This window comes from Sphingomonas sp. BE138, assembly GCF_031456125.1.
Taxonomy (GTDB): domain Bacteria; phylum Pseudomonadota; class Alphaproteobacteria; order Sphingomonadales; family Sphingomonadaceae; genus Sphingomonas.
Map to the genome: position 1 here is coordinate 255,949 of NZ_JAVDUC010000002.1, position 26,127 is coordinate 282,075.

At 69.8% G+C, this 26,127-nt stretch carries 22 protein-coding genes and 1 tRNA gene; 16 read left to right on the top strand and 7 right to left on the bottom strand.

Features of this window, described 5'->3' with window-relative positions:
• Window positions 1-70: 70 nt before the first annotated feature.
• From J2Y58_RS04090 to J2Y58_RS04130, 9 genes are all read left to right on the top strand, one after another.
• Window positions 71-481 (top strand): DUF4126 domain-containing protein, encoded by a 411-nt coding sequence (locus J2Y58_RS04090; RefSeq protein ID WP_310099044.1) that lies wholly within the window; start codon window positions 71-73, stop codon window positions 479-481.
• A 128-nt stretch (window positions 482-609) separates the two neighbouring features.
• A complete protein-coding gene (locus J2Y58_RS04095; protein WP_310099047.1) occupies window positions 610-1,017 on the top strand; it encodes a DUF2934 domain-containing protein in 408 nt (135 codons plus the stop codon).
• A gap of 72 nt (window positions 1,018-1,089) precedes the next feature.
• Complete coding sequence (glgX, locus tag J2Y58_RS04100) at window positions 1,090-3,201, top strand: glycogen debranching protein GlgX (protein WP_310099051.1); 2,112 nt, start codon at window positions 1,090-1,092, stop codon at window positions 3,199-3,201.
• A complete protein-coding gene (gene treZ, locus J2Y58_RS04105; RefSeq protein ID WP_310099054.1) occupies window positions 3,198-4,886 on the top strand; it encodes a malto-oligosyltrehalose trehalohydrolase in 1,689 nt (562 codons plus the stop codon). Before glgX ends, treZ begins: the two co-directional genes overlap by 4 nt.
• Entirely contained in the window at window positions 4,883-6,748 is a 1,866-nt protein-coding gene (gene malQ, locus J2Y58_RS04110) for a 4-alpha-glucanotransferase (RefSeq protein ID WP_310099057.1), read from the top strand. Before treZ ends, malQ begins: the two co-directional genes overlap by 4 nt.
• Window positions 6,745-9,048, top strand: coding sequence for a malto-oligosyltrehalose synthase (gene treY, locus J2Y58_RS04115; RefSeq protein ID WP_310099061.1), 2,304 nt, complete (start codon window positions 6,745-6,747; stop codon window positions 9,046-9,048). The genes malQ and treY overlap by 4 nt, the downstream gene beginning before the upstream one ends.
• A 183-nt stretch (window positions 9,049-9,231) precedes the next feature.
• A complete protein-coding gene (locus J2Y58_RS04120) occupies window positions 9,232-9,876 on the top strand; it encodes a DUF47 family protein (RefSeq protein WP_310099064.1) in 645 nt (214 codons plus the stop codon).
• A 15-nt stretch (window positions 9,877-9,891) separates the two neighbouring features.
• Window positions 9,892-10,905: an anion permease gene (locus J2Y58_RS04125; protein ID WP_310099067.1), complete on the top strand. Its 1,014-nt coding sequence runs from the start codon at window positions 9,892-9,894 to the stop codon at window positions 10,903-10,905.
• A gap of 115 nt (window positions 10,906-11,020) precedes the next feature.
• A complete protein-coding gene (locus J2Y58_RS04130; RefSeq protein WP_310099069.1) occupies window positions 11,021-12,502 on the top strand; it encodes a DUF4403 family protein in 1,482 nt (493 codons plus the stop codon).
• On the opposite strand, the gene J2Y58_RS04135 is transcribed toward J2Y58_RS04130, so the two are convergent.
• Both J2Y58_RS04135 and J2Y58_RS04140 read right to left on the bottom strand, forming a co-directional pair.
• Window positions 12,499-13,179 (bottom strand): hypothetical protein, encoded by a 681-nt coding sequence (locus tag J2Y58_RS04135; RefSeq protein ID WP_310099072.1) that lies wholly within the window; start codon window positions 13,177-13,179, stop codon window positions 12,499-12,501. The two genes, J2Y58_RS04130 and J2Y58_RS04135, sit on opposite strands and share 4 nt — an antisense overlap.
• A 92-nt stretch (window positions 13,180-13,271) precedes the next feature.
• The gene (locus tag J2Y58_RS04140) at window positions 13,272-14,759 is read right to left on the bottom strand and encodes a replicative DNA helicase (RefSeq protein ID WP_310099075.1); all 1,488 of its coding nucleotides are present in this window, start codon (window positions 14,757-14,759) and stop codon (window positions 13,272-13,274) included.
• Window positions 14,760-14,844: 85 nt separating this feature from the next.
• On the opposite strand from J2Y58_RS04140, the gene J2Y58_RS04145 reads away from it, so the two are divergent.
• The 3 genes from J2Y58_RS04145 to J2Y58_RS04155 are packed head-to-tail and all read left to right on the top strand — an operon-like array spanning window position 14,845 to window position 16,473.
• The gene (locus J2Y58_RS04145) at window positions 14,845-15,327 is read left to right on the top strand and encodes a UPF0262 family protein (protein ID WP_310099078.1); all 483 of its coding nucleotides are present in this window, start codon (window positions 14,845-14,847) and stop codon (window positions 15,325-15,327) included.
• A 31-nt stretch (window positions 15,328-15,358) separates the two neighbouring features.
• On the top strand, window positions 15,359-16,027 hold the full coding sequence (locus tag J2Y58_RS04150; RefSeq protein ID WP_310099081.1) for a GH25 family lysozyme: 669 nt from the start codon (window positions 15,359-15,361) through the stop codon (window positions 16,025-16,027).
• Entirely contained in the window at window positions 16,024-16,473 is a 450-nt protein-coding gene (locus tag J2Y58_RS04155; protein WP_310099083.1) for a cytidine deaminase, read from the top strand. Before J2Y58_RS04150 ends, J2Y58_RS04155 begins: the two co-directional genes overlap by 4 nt.
• 278 nt (window positions 16,474-16,751) lie before the next feature.
• Here the strand turns inward: J2Y58_RS04155 and J2Y58_RS04160 are convergent.
• A tRNA-Leu gene (locus tag J2Y58_RS04160) sits at window positions 16,752-16,835 on the bottom strand.
• A gap of 109 nt (window positions 16,836-16,944) precedes the next feature.
• On the opposite strand from J2Y58_RS04160, the gene acs reads away from it, so the two are divergent.
• The gene (gene acs, locus J2Y58_RS04165) at window positions 16,945-18,873 is read left to right on the top strand and encodes an acetate--CoA ligase (RefSeq protein WP_310099086.1); all 1,929 of its coding nucleotides are present in this window, start codon (window positions 16,945-16,947) and stop codon (window positions 18,871-18,873) included.
• 247 nt (window positions 18,874-19,120) lie between these two features.
• On the opposite strand, the gene ilvC is transcribed toward acs, so the two are convergent.
• The 4 genes from ilvC to miaA form a co-directional block, all read right to left on the bottom strand.
• On the bottom strand, window positions 19,121-20,140 hold the full coding sequence (gene ilvC, locus J2Y58_RS04170) for a ketol-acid reductoisomerase (RefSeq protein ID WP_310099088.1): 1,020 nt from the start codon (window positions 20,138-20,140) through the stop codon (window positions 19,121-19,123).
• 131 nt (window positions 20,141-20,271) lie between these two features.
• Entirely contained in the window at window positions 20,272-20,787 is a 516-nt protein-coding gene (ilvN, locus tag J2Y58_RS04175; RefSeq protein ID WP_310099091.1) for an acetolactate synthase small subunit, read from the bottom strand.
• 89 nt (window positions 20,788-20,876) lie between these two features.
• Window positions 20,877-22,637: an acetolactate synthase 3 large subunit gene (locus J2Y58_RS04180; protein WP_310099093.1), complete on the bottom strand. Its 1,761-nt coding sequence runs from the start codon at window positions 22,635-22,637 to the stop codon at window positions 20,877-20,879.
• 79 nt (window positions 22,638-22,716) lie between these two features.
• On the bottom strand, window positions 22,717-23,643 hold the full coding sequence (gene miaA, locus J2Y58_RS04185) for a tRNA (adenosine(37)-N6)-dimethylallyltransferase MiaA (RefSeq protein WP_310099094.1): 927 nt from the start codon (window positions 23,641-23,643) through the stop codon (window positions 22,717-22,719).
• On the opposite strand from miaA, the gene serB reads away from it, so the two are divergent.
• The 3 genes from serB to J2Y58_RS04200 all read left to right on the top strand — a co-directional run bounded on the left by serB (window position 23,642) and on the right by J2Y58_RS04200 (window position 26,115).
• Window positions 23,642-24,520 carry a phosphoserine phosphatase SerB gene (gene serB / locus J2Y58_RS04190; protein WP_310099096.1) on the top strand — a complete coding sequence of 293 codons (879 nt, stop codon included), beginning with the start codon at window positions 23,642-23,644 and terminating at the stop codon, window positions 24,518-24,520. The two genes, miaA and serB, sit on opposite strands and share 2 nt — an antisense overlap.
• Before the next feature lie 78 nt (window positions 24,521-24,598).
• On the top strand, window positions 24,599-25,303 hold the full coding sequence (locus J2Y58_RS04195; RefSeq protein WP_310099608.1) for a ParA family protein: 705 nt from the start codon (window positions 24,599-24,601) through the stop codon (window positions 25,301-25,303).
• 11 nt (window positions 25,304-25,314) lie between these two features.
• Window positions 25,315-26,115, top strand: coding sequence for a hypothetical protein (locus J2Y58_RS04200; protein WP_310099098.1), 801 nt, complete (start codon window positions 25,315-25,317; stop codon window positions 26,113-26,115).
• Window positions 26,116-26,127: the final 12 nt, after the last annotated feature.

The following is a 26,127-nucleotide window of genomic DNA, read 5'->3' on the forward strand; positions in this document are numbered from 1 at the left end:
GTCGATCGCCCGTGCAACCCGCGCGCGCTTGCGCGGTTGAGCGCGCTGACAGCGTGGCGGGAGGTCGGTGATGTGGCGTTCGATCCTGATGGGTGCAGTGGCGGGCGCGCGGGCGATGACGCCGCTGGCGGCGCTGGCCGCGACGCGCGGCGCGGCGGGCAAGCGCGCGCCGCTGACCGCGGGATCGCTGGTGCTGGCGGCGGGTGAACTGGCGGGCGACAAGATGAAACGCGCGCCGGATCGTACCGTCCCCGCCGGCTTGGCAGGGCGGCTGGTCAGCGGTGCCGTCGCCGGCGCGGCGTGCGCGGCGCCGGGACGCCGCGCATCGGGCGCGCTGCTGGGTGCCGGGGCAGCGGTCGCGGCGTCGCATCTGACGCTGGCGCTGCGCCGGAAAGCCGAGCGGCGGTGGGGCCAGACCGCCAGCGGGCTGATCGAGGACGGGGTGGCGGTGGGCAGCGCGCTGCTGCTGGCGCGACGCTGATCCCGGTCACGGGTCCCGTGCCCGCCGACCCGGTCGCGCGGATCCGCCGCGCCTGAAAATGTTCGTCGGCGTGCGACGAAGCGGGCGCTCGCGAGTTTTGCGTCGAAACAGCAAAGGGGAATCTGCCCATGGCCGACGATCGCCACGCCCGGATCAGCGAAGAAGCCTATCGCTTGTGGAAGGAGGAAGGCGAGCCGCACGGCCGCGACCGCGAGCATTGGGAGCAGGCGGAGCGCGCCTTCGCGGGCGAAGGCCCGGTCGCCGAGCAGCCGGACCCGCAGGTCGACGCCGACGGCGACGCCGCCGTGGCTGCCGCGGGCCAGACCGCCGATGTAACCGATGGCAGCACCCAAACGGCAGCGGCCCCGACCGACGCGCCGGAAGCGCCGGGAACTGACGTGACGCCTCCCGCCCCTGCCGCCGCTTCCGCCGCCGCGCCGCAAGCGTCGAGCGGTGGCGAAGCGGCGCCATCCGCGGCCCCGGCTGCCAAGGCGGGTGCGAAGAAGCCGGCGACGCGGCGCAAGCGCACCACCTGATCGCGGGGGGCGCACCGCTCCCGCGATCCTTGCCCGCTACCGATCGAACCCCATCCTCCTGACGGGAGCACGATGTTGCACGACTTGCCGGACCGGCTGCTGCCGGGATCGCCCTACCCGCTTGGCGCCACGTTCGATGGCGAAGGCGTTAATTTCGCGGTCTTCTCCGCCAATGCCGATGCCATCGACGTGTGCATCTTCGACCCGGCGGGAAAGCGCGAGCTGAAGCGACTGCCGCTGACCGAATGTACCGATGAGGTGTGGCACGGCTATCTGCCCGACGTCGGGCCGGGGCTGGTCTACGGCCTGCGCGCACACGGACGGTACGAGCCGGAGGCGGGGCACCGCTTCAACCCCAACAAGCTGCTGCTCGACCCTTATGCGCGCCGCATCCAGGGCCAGATCAAGTGGACCGACGCGCTGCACGGCTATCGCATCGGGCACCGCCGCGAGGACCTGTCCTTCGACAAGCGCGACAGCGCACCGGCAATGCCCAAGGCGGTGGTGGTCGACGATCACTGGGACTGGTCGCGCGACCGGCGGCCGAACGCGCCGTGGTCGGACACGGTGATCTACGAAGCGCACGTCAAGGGGCTGACCAAGCTGATGGAGCTGGTGCCGGCGCGCGAGCGCGGCACCTATGCGGCGCTGGGGCATCCGGCGGTCATCAAGCACCTGCAACGCACGGGCGTGACCGCGATCGAGCTGCTGCCGATCCACACCTTCACGCAGGATCGCTTCCTGCAGGAAAAGGGCCTGCGCAACTACTGGGGCTATAACACGCTCGGCTTCTTCGCGCCCGAGCAATCCTATATGGCCTCGGAACATCAGGACGAATTGCGCCGCGCGGTCCACCGGCTGCACAAGGCCGGGATCGAGGTGATCCTGGACGTCGTCTACAACCACACGTGCGAGGGCAGCGAGAAAGGCCCGACGCTGTCGTGGCGGGGCCTGGACAACGCCAGCTACTACCGGCTGGTCAAGGACAATCCCCGCTACACGATCAACGACACCGGCACCGGCAACACGCTCAACATGAGCAAGGCGCGCGTGATCCAGATGGTCGCGGACTCCCTGCGCTACTGGGCGACCAGCTTCGGGGTCGACGGCTTCCGCTTCGACCTGGGGCTGACGCTGGGCCGTGAGGAGACGGGATTCGACCCCGGATCGGCGTTCTTCGACGTGCTGCGGCAGGACCCGGTGCTGGGGCGGCTGAAGCTGATTACCGAGCCGTGGGACGTCGGCCCGGGCGGGTACCAGCTCGGCAACTTCCCGCCCGGCTTCGCGGAATGGAACGACAAGTACCGCGACACGCTGCGCGAGTTCTGGCGTGGCGAGCCGGGGAAGCGCCCCGATCTGGCGGCGCGGCTGGCGGGATCGGGCGACCTGTTCGACCGGCGCGCGCGGCGTCCGTGGGCGAGCGTCAACCTGCTCGCCGCGCACGACGGCTTCACGCTGGCCGACACGGTCATGTACGAGGAGCGCCACAACGAGGCGAACGGCGAGGACAATCGCGACGGACACTCGCACAACGCCTCGTGCAACTGGGGTGTCGAGGGGCCGACCGACGACGCCGCGATCAACGATGCGCGCGGCCGCGTCATGCGCTCGATGCTGACCACGCTGATGACCTCGCTGGGCACGCCGATGCTGGTGGCGGGCGACGAGTTCGGCCGCACGCAGCAGGGCAACAACAACGCCTACTGCCAGGACAACGAGATCAGCTGGCTCGACTGGAAGGCGGCGGCGACGCCGGAGGGTCAGGCGCAGATCGACTTCACCGGGCGGCTCGCCGAATTGCGGCGCCGGTTCGTGGTGCTGCGCAGCCCGACCTTCCTCTACGGGCAGGAGACCGCCGAGGGCGGGGTCAACGACATCGAATGGTGGGACGAACGCGGGCAGCAACTCTCGCCCGAGGACTGGCAGAACCCGGAGGGCCGCGCGCTGATGATGCGGCGTGCGGCACGTACCGAGGACGGCGGGATCGAGGCGGTGTCGCTGCTGCTCAACGCCTCGGGCGACGCGGTCACCTTCACCCTGCCCCCGCCGCAGGCGACGCGCATCGTTCTGATCGACAGCGCGAAGCCCGAGCAGGGCGAGCTTGAAATGGACGACAGCTACGAGGTGGCGCCGCAGGGCGCGGTGCTGGTGACGTGGAAGATCGCCCCAGGAGCCGCATCGTGAGCCGCTGGGGGCCTGAGCCGCTGCCCGGCGGTGGCACGCGCTTCCGGCTATGGGCACCCGACGCCGATGGCGTGACGCTGGAGATCGACGGCGCGGACGCGGCGGCGATGGAGCGCGGCGACGACGGCTGGTATGCGCTCGATCGCGCCGAAGGGCCGGGCACACGCTATCGCTTCCGCATCGGCGCGCAGGCGGTGCCCGATCCGGCATCGCGGGTGCAGTCGGGCGGGGTGCACGGCTGGAGCGTGATGCCGGAGACGGCGTTCGACTGGCAATATCCCGACTGGCGCGGCCGTGCGTGGGAAGAGACGGTGCTGCTGGAGGTCCATGCCGGCACGCTGGGCGGCTTTGCCGGCGTGACCGAGCGGCTGCCCGCGATCGCTGCCGCCGGCATCACCGCGATCGAACTGATGCCGGTCGGCGCGTTCGGGGGCATGCGCGGCTGGGGCTATGACGGCGTGCTGCCCTATGCGGTGCACGAGGCCTATGGGTCGCCCGCCGAGCTCCGGCGGCTGGTCGACACCGCGCACGGGCTGGGGCTCAGCGTGTTCCTCGACGTGGTCTACAACCACTTCGGGCCGGACGGAAACTACCTCGGCGCGTACGCCGCGGACTTCTTCGATGCCGAGGTGCACACGCCGTGGGGCGGCGCAGTCGCGGTGGAGCGGGCGCCGGTGGCGCGTTTCTTCGTCGACAACGCGCTGATGTGGCTGCGCGATTATCGCATCGACGGGCTGCGCTTCGATGCGGTGCATGCGATCGGCAACCCGGCGTTCCTCGACGCGATGGCGGCGGAGATCCGTGCCGCGCTGCCCGGCCGGCACGTGCATCTGGTGCTGGAGAACGAAGAAAACGACGCTGCGCGGCTGCGCGACGCTGCGTTCGACGCGCAGTGGAACGACGATTTCCACAACGTGATGCACGTCCTGCTGACCGGCGAGACGAGCGCCTACTACGCCGACTTCGCGGATCGCCCGGCAGAGCGGCTGGCGCGGTGCCTGGCGGAAGGGTTCATCTATCAGGGTGAAGGCTCGGCCAACCACGACGGCAAACCGCGTGGTTCCCCCAGCGCGCACCTGCCGCCGACGCGGTTCGTGGCGTTCCTCCAGAACCACGACCAGGTCGGCAACCGTGCGCTGGGCGAGCGGCTGGTGTCGCTGACCGACCCGTCCCGCTTGCGCGCCGCGACCGCGCTGCTGCTGCTGTGCCCGCAGATCCCGTTGCTCTTCATGGGTGAGGACGAGGGGAGCGCGACGCCGTTCCTGTTCTTCACCGACTTCCACGACGAACTGGCCGATGCGGTGCGCGAGGGACGCCGCAAGGAGTTCGCGAAGTTCGACGCCTTCGCCGACCCGGCGGCGCGCGCGCGTATCCCCGATCCGAACGCGGCGGCGACGTTCGAGGCGTCGGTGCCGAAGCCGGGCGAGGATGCGGACGCGTGGCGGGCGTTCTACCGCGAGCTGCTGATGCTGCGACACGAACGGATCGTGCCGCATCTGGCGGGCGCCACGGCGGTCGGGGCGCAGGCACTGGGCGAGGCGGCGGTGGTCGCGCGGTGGCGGCTGGGCGACGGGACGACGCTGGGGGTCGCGATCGACCTCGGCGACGAACCCGCGGCGCTGCCCGGGGGCGCCGATCCGTTCTTCACCGAAGGCGAGCGGTTCGTCGCGTGGATCGAGCCGTGAGCGACCTGGAAGCGCGCGCAACGGCGGCCGGACTGTCGCGCGACTGGGAAGATGCCGACGGGCGTGCGCAACGGGTCGACGACGATGTGCTGGAGGGGATCCTCGCCTGCCTCGATACCACGCCGCCCGCGGTGCCGTTCCTCTCGGCCGACGCCGCGCGCGCGATCAGGCTGCCGGAGGGGGTCTCCGGCACCGCCGAGCTGCTGCTCGACGACGGCCATCGCCTGACCCCGACGATCGCTGCGGACGGCACGCTGCCGCCAGTCGAGCGCGTCGGCTATCACCGGCTGCTGGCGGGCGGGCGAGAATATACGCTGGCGGTCCCGCCGCGCCGCTGTGCGCTGCCCAGGCGCGGCTGGGGCGTGGCGGTACAGGTGCCGTCGTTGCGCGCGACCGACGACAAGGCGTTCGGCGATGCCGGGGCGCTGGTCGAGACCGCCGCCGCCTTCGCGCGGGTCGGCGCACAGGCGCTGGCGATCAGCCCGACGCACGCGTTGTTTCCCGCCGATCCCACGCGCTTCAGCCCCTATTCGCCATCGACGCGGCTGTTCCACAACGTGCTGCTCGCCGATCCGGCGCTGATCGGGGTGCCGCTGCCGCCGGTCCGCGCGACCGCGCTGATCGACTGGCCGCAGGCGGCGCGCGAGCGGATCGCGCAACTGCGCGCCGCCTTCGATCTGGCGAGCGAGGGCGCGCTGTCGGCGGCGCGCGCCTATCGCCGGCAGCGCGGCGCGACGCTGGAGGCACATGCGCGCTTCGACGCGCTTCATGCCGTGCTGGGCGGACATGGCTGGCAGGACTGGCCGGTGGCATATCATGATCCGAACGGCGAGGCGGTGATCCGCTTCGCCGCCGAGCATGAGCGCGACATCTCCTTCTACGCCTTTCTGCAATGGCTGGCCGACCTCGGGCTGGCGACCGCGCAGCGCACCGCAAGGGAGCGGATGGCGACCGGGATCGTTGCCGATCTCGCGGTCGGGATGGACGCGGGCGGCAGCCATGCATGGAGCGCGCGCGAGGAACTGCTCACCGGGCTGACGGTCGGCGCGCCGCCCGATCCGCTCGGGCCCGACGGACAGAATTGGGGAATCACCGCGCTCGACCCGTTCGCGCTGGAGCGCACCGGCTTCCGCGCCTTCATCGACACGCTGCGCGTCGCGCTGGCGCATGCCGGCGGCATCCGGATCGACCATGCGCTGGGGCTGGAACGACTGTGGGTGATCCCGGCCGGCGAGGATGCCAGCCGCGGCGCGTATCTGAAGATGCCGGGCGACCACCTGCGCCGGATCGTCGCGATCGAGGCGCACCGGGCGGAGGCGGTGGTGATCGCCGAGGACCTCGGCACCGTCCCGCCGGGATTTCGCGATACGCTGGCCGAGCGGTGCATGCTCGGCATGCGCGTGCTGCCGTTCGAGCGCGACGAGGACGGCGGCTTCGTCCCGCCCGCCGCGTGGGACGAGGCGGCGGTGGCGATGACCGGCACGCACGACACGCCGACGCTCGCCGGCTGGTGGAAGGAGCGCGATATCGACTGGGCGGAGCAGCTGGGGCGCAGCGGCGCCGATCGCGCACGCCGCGGCGGCGAGCGGGCCGCGCTGTGGCACGCGATGGGCAAGCCCGGCGACCCGCCTGTTGCCGCGCCGGTGGATGCGATGATCGCGCATGTCGCCAGCGCCCCCTGCCCGCTGGCGATCGTGCCGCTGGAGGACCTGCTCGGGCTCGAGGAACAACCCAACCTTCCCGGCACGATCGACGAACACCCCAACTGGCGCCGCCGCATGGACGCGCCGACCGCCGCGTTGCTCGCGCGGCGCGATGTCGCGCGCCGCGCCGCGCTGCTCAACGCGGAGAGACCGGCATGATCCCGATACGCGCCACCTATCGCTTCCAGTTTCACGACGGCTTCACCTTCGCCGATGCCGAGGCGCTGGTTCCCTACCTCGACGATCTCGGCATCAGCCACGTCTACGCCTCGCCGGTCACCACCGCTGCCCCGGGCTCGACGCACGGCTATGACGTGACTGACCCGACCGCGATCAACCCGGAACTGGGCGGCGAGGACGCGTTCCGCGCGCTGGTCGCCGCGCTCAAGGCGCGCGGGATGGGGATGGTGATCGACATCGTCCCCAATCACATGGGCGTGGCCGGCGACAGCAACGCATGGTGGCAGGACGTGCTGCGCCACGGGCCGGACAGCGAGCACGCCGCGGTCTTCGACATCGACTGGCGCGAGCGGGTTGTCCTGCCGGTGCTGGGCGCCCCGCTACCGGAGGCGCTGGCGAACGGCGACCTCGCGCTGGAGCGGCAGGACGGGCGATGGAGCGTCGTCGCGTATGGCGAGCACCGCTTCCCGGTCCGCGACGCCGATCAGGCGGACGCGGATTCGGTGCCGCTCCCCGAGCTCCTCGACCGCCAGCATTACCGGCTGGCTTATTGGCGGGTCGCCAACGACGAGCTGAACTGGCGTCGGTTCTTTTCGATCAACGAGCTGGCGGGGGTGCGGATCGAGGACCCGGCGGTGTTCGAGAAGACGCACGCGCTCTACTTCCGGCTGCATGACGAGGGGCTGATCGACGGCGTGCGGATCGACCATGTCGACGGGCTGACCGACCCGATCGCCTACACCCGGCGGCTGCGCGAACGGCTGGGCCCCGATGCCTGGATCGTCATCGAGAAGATTCTGGCCGCCGTGGAGCCGCAGCCGCTCGGCTGGGGCGTCGACGGGACCAGCGGCTACGACTTCATGGAGCAGGTCACGGCCCTCCTCCACGATCCCGCCGCGGGCGACGCGCTCGGCGCGTTGTGGGAGGAGATCAGCGGACGCAGCGCCTCGTTCGAGCCCGAGGAGTTCCAGGCGCGGCAGGACCTGTTGTCGTGGCAATTCTCCGAGCAGCTCGACGCATGCGTCGCCGCCTTCCACGCGGCGGCCCCCGCGGGCATCACCGCGGCGATGCTGCGCCGCGCGATCGAGCGGCTGCTGTGGGTCTTCCCGGTCTATCGCACCTACGGCCCCGATGCGCCCCGCGGCGATGCAGCGATCCGTGCGGAGGCGCGTGCGCGGGTCGATGAGCTGATCCCGCCGGGCGAGGCGCACGTCGTCGATCTGATCCTCTCGTGGCTGGCGGGTGACGGCGGCGCCGACACGGCCGATGCGGTCCGGCGCTTCCAGCAACTGTCCGCACCGATCGCGGCCAAGGCGGTCGAGGACACCGGTTTCTATCGCTACGGTCGGCTGTTGTCGCGCAACGACGTCGGGTTCGATACCGAGCGGATGGGGATGGCGCCCGACGACTTCCACGCGCTGATGGCCGGGCGCGCCCGCGACGTGCCGCGCGCGATGCTGACGACCGCGACCCACGACCACAAGCGCGGCGAGGACACGCGCGCACGGCTCGCCGCGGTCACGATGCAGACCACGGCATGGCGCGCGGCGGTGCTGGAATGGCTGGAGCGTGACGACGGCGGCGTCGACGATGCCGACCGCTACATGCTGTTCCAGACGTTGGTCGGCGCCTGGCCCGAAGAAGGCGCGACCCCGGACTTCGTCGAGCGCGTGACCGCGTGGCAGCAGAAGGCGTTGCGCGAGGCCAAGCTGCGCTCGTCATGGGAAGCGCCCGACGAGGAGTACGAGCGCGCCGCGGCGGCGCTGGTGACGGCCCTGCCCGCCGACGCCGAGGCGATCGCGCTGATCGAGCGGACCGTGACGATGCTGGACGAGGTCGCGCACGCCAACACGCTGGCGCAGGTGCTGCTGCGCTATACGATACCCGGCGTGCCCGATTTGTATCAGGGCACCGAGTTCGCCGACCTGAGCATGGTCGACCCCGACAACCGCCGCCCGGTCGATTACGATCGTCGCCGTGCAGCATTGCGCGACGGCACCTCCCCCAAGCTGCGCCTGATCGCCGAGCTGCTGCGGTGGCGGCGCGACGACCCGGCATTGTTCGAACGTGGCGATTACGTGCCGGCGCGCGTGACCGGACCGGATACGGGGCACGTGCTGGCGTTCGAACGGCACCACGACGGCCGGCGGCTGCGCGTCGCGGTCGCCTTGCACGGACGGCGGCCGGATGCCGCGACGCAGGTGGCGTTCGCCGGCGGACATACGGCCGACGGCGCGACGCTGTTCGGCGCCGGTTCGATCTGGTACGACCGTGCCTGAAGCGTCTCTCGACGCCGTCCCAGCACGGGACGGCGCGGGAACACGCGGGAGACGGAAGGTGCCGCCGGCGCTGCGAGTCACGCAATTGTCTTACATGGCGTGCACGGACCGGCTTGGCGTCGCGCCCGGATCGTGCTTGGGCGCGGCCCGCCGATTTCTACAAAACGTTCGGGATGGAGTTTGATGTTCGCTTGGTTTCAGCGGCTGCTGCCGAAGACGGGCAATTTCTTCGAGCAATTCGAGGGACATGCCGCCATCGGGCTGGCCGCTGCACGGGCTACCGCCCGGCTGGTCGACGGCGGGCCGGATCGCGCGGCGCTGCTGAGCGAGGTCATTGCGCGCGAGCATGAGGCCGATGCGATCACCCGCGACGTGCTGAAAAGCGTCCGTTCGACCTTCCTGACGCCGTTCGATCGCAGCTCGATCACCGCGCTGATCGGGGCGCTCGACGATACGGTCGACGAAATGTACGCCGCCGCGTCGGCGATCGACCTGTACGGGCTGACCGAATTCGCCCCCGAGATGCGCGAGATGGCACAGGTCGCGGTCGACGCCGCCGGGCTGGCGTCGGAGGCGATGCCGCTGTTGCGCGACGTCAATCGCAACGGCGCGCGGCTCCATGCGCTGACCGAGCAGCTGATCCGGCTGGAGGGCCGCGCCGACGACTGCCATGCCGCGGGTCTGCGCCGCTCGCTGGAGCGCTACGGTCAGAGCGACACGCTGCGCTTCGTGGTGGAGCGCGAGATCTACAAGCATCTGGAGCGCATCCTGGACGCGTTCGAGGATGTCGCCGACGAGATCGACGGCATCGTCATCGACCACGCCTGACGCCGATCCGCCTTCATGCATGAACTCGCCTTTCCGTTGCTGGTCGCGCTGATCGGGGTCGCGCTGGCGTTCGACTATCTCAACGGCCTGCACGACGCCGCCAATTCGATCGCCACCGTCGTCGCCACGCGGCTGCTGTCGCCCGTGAAGGCGGTGGCGTTCGCGGCCTTCTTCAACTTCGCGGCCTATTTCCTGACGCTGGCGATCCCCAGCCTGCACGCGGTGGCCGAGACGATCGGCAAGGGCTTGATCGATCAGGATGTCGTCACCCCGGCGGTGATCTTCGGCGCGCTGGGCGGGGCGATGACGTGGAACGTCGTCACTTGGCTGAAGGGTATTCCGTCGTCGAGCAGCCATGCGCTGGTCGGCGGGCTGATCGGTGCGGGGGTCGCGCATGCCGGGTGGGATGCGGTGAAATGGGCCGGGCTGAACAAGACGCTGCTGGCCATCGTGCTGTCGCCGCTGATCGGCATGTTCCTGGCGATGACGGTGATGCTGCTGTCGAGCTGGGCGCTGCGCCGCTCCACCGCGCCGCAGGCGGAACGCACGTTCCGATCGCTCCACCTGCTGTCCTCGGCCGCCTATTCGCTGAGCCATGGCCTCAACGATGCGCAGAAGACGATGGGGATCATCACCGTGCTCCTCTATTCCACCGGCTATCTGACCGGACCGTTCGAGGTGCCGCACTGGGTGGCGATCAGCTGCTACATCGCCATCGCATTGGGCACGATGACCGGCGGGTGGCGGATCATCGAGACAATGGGCTCGCGGATCACGCGCCTGTCGCAGCACCAGGGGTTCAGCGCGTCGCTGGCCGGCTCGATCGTGGTGTTCAGCGCCTCGACGCTCGGGATCCCGGTGTCGACCACGCATACGATCACCGGGTCGATCATCGGGGCGGGCGTGTCGCGGCGCGCCTCGGCGGTCCGCTGGGGCGTGGCGAAGAACGTGGTGGTCGCATGGGTCATCACCATCCCCGCGTCCGCAGCGGTCGGCGCGCTGGTCTATTCGACCACCTTGCTGTTCTAGGACCCGCCCTCGGACCCCGTGTTGGCGGCGGTGCGCGCACCGCGACGGATCGAAAAGGGCCGTTACGGATTGGTAACGTCGCCAGCGGTTGTGATGGAGATCAAGGGTGCGGCGCGTGTTGGTGGTTCCCGTGCTGCTCACCGCGGCGTGTGCGCGCCATGATCCTTCACCCGCCCCGGCGCGCGTCGAGAGCGCGATGGCGCCCTTCCCCGACCAGAGTTCGACGATCATCGTGCCGGTGACCGCACAATTGTCGGAGCTGGAACGCGGGCTCGACAAGCAAACACCGCGCACCTTGTGGACGATCGACGAGCACCGCGACCGCTGCGTCCGCGGCAAGCGCGTCGATCTGGGCATAGGGCGCGTGAAGGTGACCCCCGACCTCGGGTGCCGGCTGGTCGGGCAGGTCACGCGCGGCGCGATCCGCGTGTCCGGCGCGGGCGAGCGGCTCGACATCGCGATGCCGGTATCGGCGGTGATCCACATCCGCGACGTGGGCGGGGTGCTGAGCGAGACGGCGACCGCACGCGCGATGGTCCACGCCACCGGCAAGCTGGGGATCGCGGGCAACTGGTCGCCGCGCGCGACGCTCGACCTCGCCTATGACTGGCGCGAGCCGCCCGGGATCGAGATCGCCGGGCAACGCGTCACCTTCACCAGCCGCGCCGACCAGAAATTGACGCGCATCGTCGCGAAGCTGGAGCGCGAACTGCCGCGCGAGGTCGCGAAGCTGGAGCTGCGGCGGCAGCTGGACGGCGCATGGCAGCACGGCTTCACCGTGGTCGAACTGAGCAAGCGCAACCCGCCGGCGTGGATGCGGGTCACGCCGCGCGCGCTGGGCTTCGGCGGCTACCGCATCGACGGGCGGCAATTGCAGATGACGCTGGCTGCAGAGGCGCTGACGCAGACGTTCGTCGGCCGCCGCCCCGCCGACCCCGCTCCGACCCCGCTGCCCCCGCCCTCACGCGTGGCGGGCCAACCCGGCTTGCGGTTCTTCATCCCGGTCTTGGCCGATTACGCGCAGCTGGAGCCGGTGGTGCTGCGAACGCTGCGCAAGCTGGCGGCGAAGGGCATCACGCTGACCGGCGTGGGCCGGGTCGACGTCGATTTCGGCAAGGTCACCGTCTATGCCACCACCGGCAACCGGCTGGCGGTGGGGGTCACCGCGCGCGTGAAGCCACGCGACCGCGACTTTCCCGCGACCAGCGGCGAGGCGTGGCTGACCGCGCACCCCTATAACGAGGAGAATTCGCAGTTGGTGCGCGCGCGCGACGTACAGCTGGCGGCAGACACCGATTCGGATGCGGTCGACCTGCTCGTCAGCCTGCTGGGCGCCACGCAGGTGCAACAGGCGGTGGCACTGGCGCTCCAGCACGATTTCGCGCCCGACTACCAGAAGGTGCTCGCCAAGGCGCAGGCCGCGATCGGCGCGCGGCAACAGGGCGACTTCTTTCTCTCGACCGACGTGACCCGCGTCACGACCGGACGATTGCAGGTGTCCGGCGCCGGCCTGTTCCTGCCGGTACGCGCCGAAGGGACCGCGCGCATCGCCTACCGCCCGCGGGGCGGCGCATCGGCCGCCCGGCCCGTCAGCTAGAAGCGCCAGCCGAGCGCGATCTGCGCGATCGGCCAGACCTTCACCTTGTCGACGTCGCGCTGCAACGACACGCGCTCGCGCTCCAGCGCCGCCTGAAAGCTTGCGTCGTCGCGCAGTGTCCCGGTGCTCTGGAAACGCTCCAGCTTGAACGCGCCCTGGAACAGCACGCCGAACTCGGTTCCGAAGTAAAAACCGCGGCGGTTCTTCCCGGCCCAGCCGAGCGTCAGCGCCGGTGACAGCTTGGTCGGTCGCGCGCGTCCCGAAATCCGCCCGATGTCGCTTGCGGTGAACTGCTCGTCACCGATGATGGCGTCCTCGTCCGGCACCAGCGCCACATCGACGCGGTTGCGGTTGATGCGCGCCCCGGCCGACAGCCGGAACGCGCCGCCGAACGGATGAACGTCGACCATCCCGCCGAACGATTTCAGCCGCAGCCTGGCGTCATAGCGCTCGCTGTCCGATTCGGCGGTTCCGTCCGCCGCCAGGAAGCCGGCCGCGGCGCGCACGCCGAGATGGTCGTTGAAGCGGACGCCCACCTCCGGGCCGATCCCCAGCGTGCCCGCGGTCACCGCCGCGCGGACGTGCGTGCCGCCGTCGGCGTTCGTCTCCTGCGCCGCCGCGGGCACCGCTCCCGCGACGACACCGATCGCAGCGGCGATCCCCCACATCTTCGTCATTCGTCACCCCCAGTCGCTCGCCCCCCCGGGCGACGCGACCGGATCTGTGCGCGATCGCGCGGCGCGCGTCATCCCCCAAGCTGGGTAGTGGGTCAGAAACCCGCGTAGTCGCTGAACCGTGTAATGGTCGGGTCGAACTTCAGCACCACCTTGCCGGTCGCGCCGTGGCGCTGCTTGGCCACGATCAGCTCGGCTAGGCCGTACACGCGCTCCATATCGGCGGCCCAGCGTGCGTGATCCTCGAACACCTTCGCCTCGTCGCCCTCCATCGGGCGCTTCGGCTCGCGCTGTGCGGTATAATAATCCTCGCGGAACACGAACCAGACCATGTCGGCGTCCTGCTCGATCGACCCCGATTCGCGCAGGTCCGACAGCATCGGGCGCTTGTCCTCGCGGCTCTCGACCGCACGGCTGAGCTGCGAGAGCGCCAGCACGGGGACGTTCATGTCCTTCGCCAGCGTCTTCAGCCCGCGCGAAATCTCGGAGATTTCCTGCACGCGGTTGCCGTCGCCCTTGCCCGACCCGGTCAGCAGCTGGAGATAATCGACGACGACCAGCCCGATCTCGTTGTTGTGCCGCCGCTGGAGCCGCCGGACGCGGGTGTGGAGCGAGGCGATCGTCAGGCCGCCGGTGTCGTCGATGAAGAACGGCAGGTTCTCCAGCTCCGCCGCCGCCGCCGCCAATTGCTCGAACTCGGCCTTGCTGATCTTGCCCATGCGCAGCGCCTCGGAACTGATCCGCGACTGCTCGGCCAGGATACGCGTGGCGAGCTGGTCGGCGCTCATTTCGAGGCTGAAGAACGCGACCTTCGCGCCGACCGACTTGGACGGTGGGATGCCGTCGCGCATGTCGCGCATCCAGCGTTGCGCGGCATTGAAGGCGATGTTGGTGGCCAGCGACGTCTTGCCCATCCCCGGACGCCCGGCGAGGATCATCAGGTCGGAATGGTGCATGCCGCCGATCTTGGCGTTGACGGTGTCTAGCCCGGTCGTGACGCCGCTGAGGTTGCCGCCCCAGTTGAGCGCCTTCTCCGCCATCTTGACCGCCATCGTGCTGGCCTGGGCGAAGCTCTTGATGCTGGTTTCCGCGCCCCCATCCGCGGCGACGCGGTACAATTCCTCCTCGGCGGCCTCGATCTGCGCGCGCGGGTTCACCTCCTCGCTGGTGTCCATCGCCCGGTCGACCATCGAATGTCCGACCGAGACGAGCGTGCGCAGCATCGCAAGGTCGTAGATCTGCGTCGCGAACTGCCGCGCGCCGATCAGCCCCGCGCCCGATCCGGTCAGGCTGGCGAGATAGGCGACCCCGCCCAGCTCCTTCATTCCCTCGTCCGCCTCGAACATCGGGCGCAGCGTAACGGGCGTGGCCAGCATGTCCTGCGACCGCAGCGACTTGATCGCGGCGAAGATCCGGCCATGGACCGGCTCGTAGAAGTGCATCGGCTCCAGCCGGTCGACGATGTCGTCGGCCAGACGGTTGTCGATCATCATCGCGCCGAGCATCGCGGCCTCGGCCTCGACATTGCGGGGCAGGTGAACGGGTTCGGACGGGGCCGGTTGCGGGAATGCCAGAGTCGCCATTTCCCCGGCTATAGACGATCGCCGGGCGTCGCATAACCGGGGATCGACGTTGTCGCGGCGCGACTTCGGCTCTAACGGGACACGGATGGCCGATCCGCGGATCATCGACATCGAGCTCGACGAGCGCACGATCCTGTGGCGCTCGGCGGATATCGAGCAGGAACGGCGGATCGCGATCTTCGACCTGATCGAGAACAACCGCTTCGCGCCGCAACGCGAGCAGCCCGACGGTTACGCCGGGCCGTACCGCGTCAGGCTGGGCGTCGAGGAAGGGCGGCTGGCGATCCACATCGCGCGCGAGGACGGCACGCACCTGGAAACGCTGGTGCTCGGGCTTGCGCGTTTCCGCCGTCCGATCCGCGACTATTTCGCGATCTGCGACAGCTATTTCCAGGCGATCCGCCAGTCGACCCCGGCGCAGATCGAGACCGTCGACATGGCGCGGCGCGGCATCCACAACGAGGCCGCCGAGCTGCTGCGCGAGCGGCTCGACGGCAAGATCCATATCGATTTCGACACGGCGCGACGGCTGTTCACGCTGATCTGCGTCCTGCACATCAAGGCTTGAGTTAAGGATTATGTGGGGTTTGGGACGGCTCGTGCTGGTTCTGGCCGCGTTGGCGCTGGCCGGTGTGGCGGGATGGCGGCTCGCGGTGCGCTGGCATCCGTCGCTGGAGCGCTATCCGGTGCAGGGCGTCGACGTCAGCGAGACGACCGGGACGATCGAATGGCCGGTGCTGAAGGGAGCAGGGGCGCAGTTCGGCTATGCGGTGGCGACGGTCGGTGCCACGACGCGCGACCGCAATTTCCAGGCGAACTGGGATGCGATGGCGCGGGTGGGGATGAGGCGCGGCGCGCTGCACGTCTTTTCCTTCTGCCAGTCGCCGCGCGTGCAGGGCGACGTGTTCAACACCGTCGTGCCGCGCGACATGAAGGCGCTGCCGGCCGCGATCGCGTTCGATTATGCCGATGATTGCGCCGAGCGGCCCGAGCGTGCTGCGCTGCTCGCAGGCGTGCGCGCGATGATCGAGCGGATCGAGGCGCATATGGGCAAGCCGGTGATCCTGCGCGTCTCCGCCGCGGTCGAGGACGATTACAAGCTTACCGCCGCGCTCGATCGGCGATGGTGGGCGGTGGGCAATCTCCTGAAGCCCGGCTATGGCGCGCGCGCCTGGACGCTGTGGCGCGCCAGCGACATGCGCAGCGTCGACGGGGTACAAGGCCCGGTGAACTGGGACGTGGCCGTGCAAGGAGCCTTTGCGGAATGAGTGACGAAGCCCACCGCCTGATCGCCGCCGCGCGCGCCGCCGCGCGCCACGCCCATGCGCCATACTCGCGCTTTGCGGTCGGCGCGGCGGTGCTGCTGAGCGACGGCAGCGTGGTGACAGGCGCGAACGTCGAGAACGCCAGCTACGGCCTGTCGCTGTGCGCCGAGACGGTGGCGATCGCGACCGTGTCGGCGCAGGGGCGGCTGCGCGAGGTCGTGGCGGTCGGCGTGATCGGCGGCGCGATGGACGCGGGCGGCCGTGCGACCGGCGACCAGCCGGTGCGCCCGTGCGGCCGCTGCCGGCAGGTGCTCAACGAGGCCGCGCAGCTGGGCGGCCGCGACCTGGCGGTGCACTGCGCGGGCGCCGAGGGCGAGACGGTGGCGAGCTACCGGCTGAGCGACCTGCTGCCCGACGCCTTCGGCCCGGCGGATCTGGGCATTTCGTAGCGCGGCGCGAACGAGGGGCCCGCCCCACCCACGCCGTTCGCGCTGAGCCTGTCGAAGCACGTGAACAAACGGAGCGCCCGACACACGCCCTTCGACAGCTCAGTGCGAACGGATCAGGTTGAAACCCTCGTCGCCCCTGCGCAGGCAGGGCCCATGACTGCCTCGTCCGGGTGGATTGGCTGACCCGCGCGTCGCCGCACCCGTGTCGAACGCCACGAAGCACGCCACAGACATAGGCCCCTGCCTGCGCAGGGGCGACCGGCGTTCTTGTTTTGGGGTGGTGCGGGCGGTCGGACTCGAACCGACATGTATTGCTACGGCAGATTTTGAGTCTGCTGCGTCTACCATTTCGCCACGCCCGCGCGTGCGATGCGCCAGCGCCTATAGGACAGCATTTCGGCGCTGGCTAGCTGTCGCCGTCTTGACCCCCCGCCCTCTCTGACGGCATCGGCATCCGCACAGGAGAGCGGCATGAGCGACAGCACGTACCCGGCCCCGACGGGCACCACCGACAGCATCGATCGCGCGCAGGCCGAGGCGGCGTGGCAGCGTTCGGTCGACGATCCGGACGGCTTCTGGCGCCAGGAGGCGAGCCGGCTCGACTGGATCACGCCCTTCACGCAGGTGAAGGACACGTCGTTCGCCGAGGCCGACTTCCGCATCCGCTGGTTCGCGGACGGCGAACTCAACGTCTCGGCCAATTGCGTCGATCGCCATTTGGCGACGCGCGGCGACCAGGTCGCGATCGTCTGGGAAGGCGACGAACCCGGCGAAACCAGGACGCTCACCTATCGCGAGTTGCACCGCGAGATGTGCCGCTTCGCCAACGTCCTCAAGAAGCTGGGGGTGGCCAAGGGCGACCGCGTCACGCTCTACCTGCCGATGATCGCCGAGGCAGCGGCGGCGATGCTCGCCTGCACGCGGATCGGCGCGATCCACTCGATCGTGTTCGGCGGCTTCTCGCCCGACAGCCTCGCCAACCGCATCCAGGATTGCGATTCGAAACTGGTGATCTGCGCCGACGAAGGCTGTCGCGGCGGCAAGCGCATCCCGCTCAAGGCCAATGTCGACAAGGCGGTCGCCGATTGCCCCGGCGTCGAGCATGTCCTGGTCATCCGCCGCACCGGCGGCGACGTCGCGATGACCGCGGGCCGCGACCTCTGGCTCCACGACGCGCTGGAGGGGGTCGACGACACGTGCGCGCCGGAGGCGATGAACGCCGAGGATCCGCTCTTCATCCTCTATACCTCCGGCTCGACCGGCAAGCCGAAGGGCGTGCTCCACACCACCGGCGGCTATCTGCTGTGGGTGACCAAGACGTTCCGGGACGTGTTCGATTACCGCGACGGCGAGGTCTATTGGTGCACCGCCGACATCGGCTGGGTCACCGGGCACAGCTATGTCGTCTACGGCCCGCTGGCGAACGGTGCGACGACCGTGATGTTCGATGGCGTCCCCAACTATCCCGACCACGGGCGACTGTGGGAGACGGTGGACCGGCTGGGGGTCAACATTCTCTACACCGCGCCGACCGCGATCCGCGCGCTGATGCGCGAGGGTGACAGCTGGGTGACGAAGCACGACCGCGGCTCGCTGCGGCTGCTCGGCACGGTCGGCGAGCCGATCAACCCGGAGGCGTGGACCTGGTACCACCGCGTCGTGGGCGGCGGGCGCTGCCCGGTCGTCGATACGTGGTGGCAGACCGAGACCGGCGGCATCCTGATTTCTCCCCTGCCCTATGCCACCGACCTGAAGCCCGGATCGGCGACGAAGCCGCTACCGGGCGTGTGCCCACAGATCGTCGATGCCGAGGGCCAGGTGCTGGACGGCGCGACCGAGGGCAATCTGTGCATCACCGACGCATGGCCCGGGATGATGCGCACCGTCTGGGGCGACCACGAGCGCTTCTTCCAGACCTATTTCAGCACCTATCCGGGGAAGTACTTCACCGGCGACGGCTGCCGGCGCGATGCGGACGGCTATTACTGGATCACCGGCCGCGTCGACGACGTCATCAACGTGTCGGGACACCGCATGGGCACCGCCGAGGTCGAATCGGCGCTCGTCGCGCACGCCAAGGTCGCCGAAGCGGCGGTGGTCGGAATGCCGCACGAGGTGAAGGGTCAGGGCATCTACGCGTTCGTGACGCTCAATTCCGGGGTCGAGCCGTCCGAGGAGCTGCGCGCCGAGTTGCGGCAATGGGTGCGCGCGGAGATCGGCCCGATCGCGACGCCCGACGCGCTGCAATTCGCGCCCGGCCTGCCCAAGACCCGCTCGGGCAAGATCATGCGGCGCATCCTGCGCAAGATCGCCGAGGACGACACGGGGAGCCTGGGCGACACCTCGACGCTCGCCGATCCGTCGGTGGTGGAGACGTTGGTGGCGGAACGGGTGCGGTAGGATCCGCGGCCGTCCGAACCGCTCCCTTCTCCGTTCGCACTGAGCTTGTCGAAGTGCGTGTTCCGGGCGCGCCGCTCTGGGCACGTGCTTCGACAGGCTCAGCACGAACGGGGTGAGTAGTGTGGCTCTTGCCCATCCGCCGGCCCGTCGGACCCGGCCAAGCCGTGCCCGGTGGGCCGGCTCGGCCGCGCCGGCCGATCTTGGGCGAGTCGGGGTGCAGCTTTCGCTGCGCCCCGCCGCCCTGCGATCAGTTCTTTTCCTTGTCCACCAGCTTGTTCGCGCCGATCCATGGCATCATCGCGCGCAGTTCCGCACCGGTCTTCTCGATCTGGTGCGCCGCCGCCGCCTTGCGCGCCGCCTTCAGCTCCGGCTGGCCCGCACGGTTGTCGAGCACGAAGTTCTTCACGAACCGACCCGACTGGATGTCGGCCAGCACGCGCTTCATCTCCTTCTTCGTCTCGTCGGTGATGATCCGCGGACCGGTCACGATGTCGCCGTATTCGGCGGTGTTCGAGATCGAGTAGCGCATGTTGGCGATCCCGCCCTCGTACAGCAGGTCGACGATCAGCTTCGTCTCGTGCAGGCACTCGAAATACGCCATCTCCGGCGCATAGCCCGCCTCGACCAGCGTCTCGAACCCGGCCTGGATCAGGTGGGTCACGCCGCCGCACAGCACTGCCTGCTCACCGAACAGGTCGGTCTCGCATTCTTCCTTGAAGTTCGTCTCGATAATCCCCGAGCGCCCGCCGCCCACGCCGCTGGCGTAGGCCAGCGCGACGTCATGCGCGTTGCCGCTGGCGTCCTGGTGGATCGCGATCAGGCACGGCACGCCGCCGCCGCGCACATATTCCGAGCGGACAGTGTGGCCCGGGCCCTTCGGCGCGATCATGATGACGTCGATGTCCGCCGGCGGCTCGATCAGCCCGAAGTGGACGTTGAGGCCGTGCGCGAAGGCCAGCGCGCTGCCCGGCTTCATCCGGCCCTTGATGTCCTGGTCGTAGATCGCGGCCTGATGCTCGTCCGGCGCCAGGATCATCAGGATGTCGGCCCATGCCGCCGCCTCGGCCGTCGACATCACCTTGAAGCCCGCGCCCTCGGCCTTCTTGGCGGTCGCCGAGCCTTCGCGCAGCGCGATCGCGATCTCGGCGACGCCGGAATCGCGCAGGTTCTGCGCATGCGCGTGCCCCTGCGAGCCATAGCCGACGATGGCGATCTTCTTGCCGGTGACCAGGTTCAGATCGGCGTCGCGATCGTAATAGACCTTCATATTCCCTTTTCCTCTTTGCCGATCGTCATCCCGGCGAAGGCCGGGATCCAGAGCCGCGGACGGCGGCGCGTGTGGTTCTGGACGCCGGCCTGCGCCGGGGTGACGGTTAAATAATGAAGTGACGAACCTTGTTACGCCGCGTCCTTGCCGCGCGCGATGGCGACGATGCCGGTGCGCGCGACTTCGATCAGGCCCACCTCGCCCATCAGCTCGACGAACTTGTCGATCTTGCTCGACCCGCCCGTCACCTCGAACACGAAGCTGCTGGTCGTCGCATCGACCACGCGCGCGCGGTACACCTCCGCCAGCCGCAGCGCCTCGATCCGGTGATCCCCGGTGCCGCGCACCTTCACCAGCGCCAGCTCGCGCTCCACGTGGTCGCCCTCGGCGGTCAGGTCGTGAACGCGGTGGACGGGCACCAGGCGGTCGAGCTGCGCCACGATCTGCTCCAGCATCGCGGGGCTGGCGCTGGTCACGATCGTGATCCGGCTGACCGCCTTGTCGACGGTGATCTCGCTGACCGTCAGGCTCTCGATATTATAGCCGCGCGCGGTGAACAGCCCGGCGATCCGCGCCAGGATGCCCGGCTCGTTGTCGACGATCACCGCCAGCGTGTGGCGTTCGGCTTTCTCTTCACGGATATGCATCTCACGTCATCCCAGCGAACGCTGGGATCTCCCTGTTGTGGGGAACTTGCTGTGGCACGAGACCCCAGCTTTCGCTGGGGTGACGGTTTTTACACCAGCGCCTTGGCCTCGTCGTCCATCGTGCCGCTGACCTCGTTGGCCTGCAGGATCATGTCGGTGTGCGCGGCACCCGACGGGATCATCGGGAAGCAATTGGCGAGCTTCGCCACCATGCAATCGACCATCACCGGCCCGTCATGCGCCAGCATCTCCGCGATTCCGGCCTCCAGCTGGTCGGGCCGCTCGATGCGGATGCCCTTCCAGCCGTACGCCTCGGCCAGCTTCACGAAATCGGGCAGCGAGTCCGAATAGCTTTCGGCATAGCGGCTCTCATAGGTCAGTTCCTGCCACTGGCGGACCATCCCCATATATTCGTTGTTCAGGATGAACACCTTGACCGGCAGGCGATATTGCGCCGCCGTCGCCAGTTCCTGGATGTTCATCTGGATCGACGCTTCGCCGGCGATGTCGATGACGAGCGCGTTGGGGTTGCCCAGCTGCGCGCCGATCGCGGCGGGCAGGCCGTAGCCCATCGTGCCGAGCCCGCCGCTGGTCAGCCACTTGTTCGGCAGATCGAAGCCGAAATGCTGCGCGGCCCACATCTGGTGCTGGCCGACCTCGGTGGTGATGATCGGCTGGCGGTGATGCGTGGCGTCGTACAGCGCGCGCACCGCCCGCTGCGGCATGATCGCGGTGCCGTCCTCGGGGAAGTCGAGGCAGCGCACCGCCCGCCAGCCCTCGATGCGGCGCTGCCACTCGGTCGTGTCGGGCTTCGGATGCTGGCGTGCCTTCCACACCCGCACCATGTCCTCCATCGCGTGACCGGCGTCCGCAACGATGGCGAGATCGATGCGGACGGTCTTGTTGATGCTCGACCGGTCGATGTCGATGTGCACCTTGCGGCTGTTCGGCGAAAAGGCATCGAGGCGGCCGGTGACGCGATCGTCGAAGCGCGATCCGATCGCGACGACCAGATCGGCCTGGTTCATCGCCATGTTCGCTTCATAGGTGCCGTGCATCCCCAGCATCCCCAGCCACAGCGGGCCGCTGGCCGGATAGGCGCCCAGCCCCATCAGCGTCGAGGTGACCGGCGCGCCGGTGATCCGCGCCAGTTCCTGCAACAGCTGCGACGCCGCCGGACCGGAATTGATGATCCCGCCGCCCGTATAGAGGACCGGGCGCTCGGCGGCGGCCAGCATGTCGACGACCTGCTCGATCGCGGCGCGGTCGGCCTTGATCTGCGGGCGATAGGTCTTGTGCTGGATCGGGCCGGGCTTGGTGTAGCGCGCGGTCGCGACCTGCACGTCCTTGGGGATGTCGACCACGACCGGGCCGGGACGGCCGGAGGTCGCGATATGGAACGCCTCGTGGATGACGGGGCCGAGCCGCGCCGGATCCTTCACCAGGTAATTGTGCTTGGTGCAGTGGCGCGTGATGCCGACCGTGTCCGCCTCCTGGAACGCGTCGGAGCCGATCAGCGCGGTCGGCACCTGTCCGGTGATGACGACCATCGGGATCGAATCGAGCAGCGCGTCGGTGATTCCGGTCACGGCATTGGTCGCGCCGGGGCCGCTGGTGACCAGCACGACGCCGGGCTTGCCCGTGGAGCGCGCATAGCCCTCCGCCGCATGGGTCGCCGCCTGTTCGTGGCGCACCAGGATATGCTTGATCCGCCCACCTCTCTCGACGGAATTCCGGAACAAGGCGTCGTAGATCGGCAGGACGGCACCGCCCGGATAGCCGAACACGACCTCCACGCCGAGATCGCACAGCGCCTCGACCAGGATGTCTGCTCCGCTCTTCTCGGTCACGTCACGTCTCCTCGGAATTGGACAGGCGAACGCTTTAGCTCGCCGGGTCGGGGCGCGCTACGGCATAGAAAGTTACGCGTCAACCGCTTTGGGAGAAATAAAATTGCAAGTCCGGTGCGGTGCAGCATCGCCACGTCGACGGCATCTGGTTGCGAAACCACGTATATTGTCGCTTGGCATAACGCCGCGTGGCGAGCTGCGCGGCTGCCAGCGCGGCCTCGCGCGACATGTCTCCCGCCAGCATCGCGGCCACTTCGGGCACCCCGATCGCGCGCCGCACCGGCGCGTCGGCGGGCACGTCTTGGCGCGCGAGCAGCGCCGCGACCTCCTCCACCCCGCCGCCGTCGAACATCGCTTCCAGCCGCGCGTCGCACCGCGCGACCAGCGTCTCGCGATCGGGCAGCAGCACCAGCCCGCGCACGTCGACGCTGCCGCCGATTCCCCCGACCCGCTCCGCCTGCCACGCGGCGAGCGGACGCCCGGTCGATCGCACGACTTCCAGCGCGCGCGCCACGCGCGTCGTATCGCGCGGATTCAGGCGCACCGCGGCGTCCCGGTCCTCCCTCAACAGCGCGTGATAAGCGTCCGCGACCGGGTATTTTCGGACCTCCTCGCGCACCGCGCGGTCGATCTCCGGCACCGGCGCGATCCCGTCCAGCAGCGTGCGGATATACAATCCGGTCCCACCGACCAGCACCGGCACCCGCCCGGCATCGTGCGCCTGCCGCACCTCGATCGCCGCATCCGCCGCCCAACGTGCCGCCGAGCACGCTTCCGCCCCGTCGACATGGCCGAACAGCCGGTGCGGCACCCGCGCCTCGTCCGCCACGGAAGGCCGTGCCGACAGCACCCTAAGGTCCTGATATACTTGGCTCGCGTCGGCATTGATGACCACCCCGCCGATCCGCTCGGCCAGTTCGATCGCCAGCGCGCTCTTGCCGCTGGCGGTCGGCCCTGCGATGAGCGCCAGCCTTGGCAGGTCCTGGAGCTGGGCGGGGTTAGGCATGTTCACGGCGACGCTGATAGCAGCAGGGCGGCTGACGCCCAACATCATGGCCGACGCGCAACGCCGCCTCGCCGCCGCGGGCTGCGCGCCGACGACGATGGCGTGGATCGACGAGGGCGACGCCGCCGACTGGCACTTCGGGCTCGCCCCCGCCGGCGCCCGCGCCGCACTGGAGGGCGCGTTCGAGCGCGTCGACGTGGTCGTCCAGCCGCGCGACGGCCGCCGAAAGATGCTGCTGGTCGCCGACATGGATTCGACGATGATCACGGTCGAGTGCATCGACGAGCTCGCCGACTATGCCGGCCTCAAGCCGAAGATCGCCGCGATCACCGAGGCGGCGATGCGCGGCGAGCTGGATTTCGAGGGCGCGCTCGACGCGCGCGTCGCCTTGCTCAAGGGCCTCGACGCCGGCGTGATCGACACGTGCCGCGCCGAACGGGTCACGCTGATGCCCGGCGCCCGCGAACTGGTCCGCACGATGCGGGCGTGGGGGGCGAGCGCGGTGCTGGTTTCCGGCGGGTTCACGCGCTTCGCCGAGCCGGTCGCCGCCGAGATCGGCTTCGACCGCGCGATCGCCAACGTGCTGGAGATCGACGGCGACGCACTCTCGGGCACGGTCGCCCGCCCGATCGTCGGCGCGCAGACCAAGCGCACCACGCTGCTCGACACGCGCACGGCGCTGGGGCTGAGCGAGGCGGCGACGCTGGCGGTCGGCGACGGTGCGAACGACCTGGCGATGATCGAGGTCGCCGGGCTGGGCGTCGCCTACCGCGCCAAGCCGATCGTGGCCGCCGCGGCGGCGGCCCGCATCGAACACGGCGATCTGACCGCGCTGCTGTGGGCGCAAGGCGTGCCGCGTGCCGAATGGGTAATGTGACGCAACGTCGTTAACCCTTCCTCCACCGTCCGCATGGCAGGTGAGCCGGGCGGATCAACGGGGGACATCGGCACCGACATGCGCGTACTCGCGGTGGCATCGCAGAAGGGCGGCTCGGGCAAGACCACGCTCGCCGGGCATCTGGCGGTGCAGGCGGAGCGCGCCGGCGCAGGACCGGTCGCGCTGCTCGACCTCGATCCGCAGGGAACGCTCGCCGACTGGGCGGCGGCGCGCGGGCAGCAGCCGCCGGCCTTCGCCCCGACCGGCACCGCTCGGCTCGCCCCTGACCTCGACACCTTGCGCGAACAGGGCGTGAGGCTGGCGGTGATCGACACGCCCCCGGCGCTGACCGTCGCGATCCAGGCCGCGATCCATCTGGCGGAACTGATCGTCGTGCCGACCCGCCCCAGCCCGCACGACCTGCACGCGGTCGGCGGCACCGTCGAGCTCTGCGAACGCTCGGGCAAGCCCTTGCTGTTCGTCGTCAACGCCGCGACGCCGCACGCACGAATCACCAGCGACACCGCGATCGCCTTGTCGCAGCACGGCACGGTGGCGCCGATCACCGTTCACCAGCGGACCGATTATGCCGCGTCGATGGCCGACGGGCGCACCGTCATGGAGGTCGACCCCGCCGGACGCGCCGCCGCCGAGATCGCGGCGTTATGGTCCTATGTCTCCGACCGTCTGGAGAAGAATTTCCGCCGCACCGTGTTCGCCGCGGGCACGCACGGCGCGGTGCGCGCGACCGCGCACAGCTTCGGCCGGCGGGTGACGGTCTGATGCCGCGCGCGATGCTTCGCACCGGCGTGCTGCTGCTGCTCGCCACCACGGCACCGGGCTGCTCGCTGCTGCCGCTCCACCTCGGTCGCCAGCATGTCGCCGCCGCGTCGGGGGCGGATGACGTCGCCGCGGCACGGCGCGCGTTTCGCCAGCGGCGCTGGACGGTCGCGATCACGCACGCCGAACGGGCGGTGCAGATCGACGGCAACGACGGCGATCGTCGGGCGCTGCTCGGCATCGCCTATCTCCGCGCGGGACGCTTCCGCTCGGCGGCGCAGGCGTTCGCGGACACATTGGCGCTGCGGCAGGCCGACGGCGCAACCGCGCTGCACCTCACGCTCGCGCTGATCGCCAGCGGACAGAACGCGGCGGCACTGGACGCGCTGTCGCGTTATGCCGCGCTGATGCCCTCCGCCGATCGCGGACTGGCGCTGGCGCTGGCGGGTCAACCCGCGCGCGGGGTCGAGGTGCTGATGGCCGCGATGCGCGTGCCCGGCGCCGATGCACGCACCCGCCAGAACCTCGCGCTGGCGCTGGCGCTCGCCGGCGAATGGCCGGACGCCTATTTCCTCGTCGGACTCGATCTGCCGCCGGCGCAGGCGCGGCAGCGCATTCTCGACTGGATGCGCTTCGCACGCCCCGCCGGCGCCGCCGATCAGGTCGCCGCACTGCTGAAGGTCGCCGCCGCCGCTGCCGATCCCGGCTTGCCCGTCGCGCTGGCGCTACGCCCTGCCGAGCCCGCCGGCGAGGGGGCGGTCACCGCCGCGCTGGCGGGCGTCACGTCATCGCGATTGCCGCCCTCTCCGCGCTGATGTAGGCGCGCC

Excerpts from the sequence above, each read along its gene's own strand:
- J2Y58_RS04090 (WP_310099044.1), top strand. The coding sequence starts at position 71 with ATGTGGCGTTCGATCCTGATGGGTGCAGTGGCGGGCGCGCGGGCGATG.
- J2Y58_RS04095 (WP_310099047.1), top strand. The coding sequence starts at position 610 with ATGGCCGACGATCGCCACGCCCGGATCAGCGAAGAAGCCTATCGCTTG.
- glgX (WP_310099051.1), top strand. The coding sequence starts at position 1,090 with ATGTTGCACGACTTGCCGGACCGGCTGCTGCCGGGATCGCCCTACCCG.
- treY (WP_310099061.1), top strand. The coding sequence starts at position 6,745 with ATGATCCCGATACGCGCCACCTATCGCTTCCAGTTTCACGACGGCTTC.
- J2Y58_RS04120 (WP_310099064.1), top strand. The coding sequence starts at position 9,232 with ATGTTCGCTTGGTTTCAGCGGCTGCTGCCGAAGACGGGCAATTTCTTC.
- J2Y58_RS04125 (WP_310099067.1), top strand. The coding sequence starts at position 9,892 with ATGCATGAACTCGCCTTTCCGTTGCTGGTCGCGCTGATCGGGGTCGCG.
- J2Y58_RS04135 (WP_310099072.1), bottom strand. The coding sequence starts at position 13,179 with ATGACGAAGATGTGGGGGATCGCCGCTGCGATCGGTGTCGTCGCGGGA.
- J2Y58_RS04140 (WP_310099075.1), bottom strand. The coding sequence starts at position 14,759 with ATGGCGACTCTGGCATTCCCGCAACCGGCCCCGTCCGAACCCGTTCAC.
- J2Y58_RS04145 (WP_310099078.1), top strand. The coding sequence starts at position 14,845 with ATGGCCGATCCGCGGATCATCGACATCGAGCTCGACGAGCGCACGATC.
- J2Y58_RS04155 (WP_310099083.1), top strand. The coding sequence starts at position 16,024 with ATGAGTGACGAAGCCCACCGCCTGATCGCCGCCGCGCGCGCCGCCGCG.
- acs (WP_310099086.1), top strand. The coding sequence starts at position 16,945 with ATGAGCGACAGCACGTACCCGGCCCCGACGGGCACCACCGACAGCATC.
- ilvC (WP_310099088.1), bottom strand. The coding sequence starts at position 20,140 with ATGAAGGTCTATTACGATCGCGACGCCGATCTGAACCTGGTCACCGGC.
- ilvN (WP_310099091.1), bottom strand. The coding sequence starts at position 20,787 with ATGCATATCCGTGAAGAGAAAGCCGAACGCCACACGCTGGCGGTGATC.
- serB (WP_310099096.1), top strand. The coding sequence starts at position 23,642 with ATGTTCACGGCGACGCTGATAGCAGCAGGGCGGCTGACGCCCAACATC.
- miaA (WP_310099094.1), bottom strand. The coding sequence starts at position 23,643 with ATGCCTAACCCCGCCCAGCTCCAGGACCTGCCAAGGCTGGCGCTCATC.
- J2Y58_RS04195 (WP_310099608.1), top strand. The coding sequence starts at position 24,599 with ATGCGCGTACTCGCGGTGGCATCGCAGAAGGGCGGCTCGGGCAAGACC.
- J2Y58_RS04200 (WP_310099098.1), top strand. The coding sequence starts at position 25,315 with ATGCTTCGCACCGGCGTGCTGCTGCTGCTCGCCACCACGGCACCGGGC.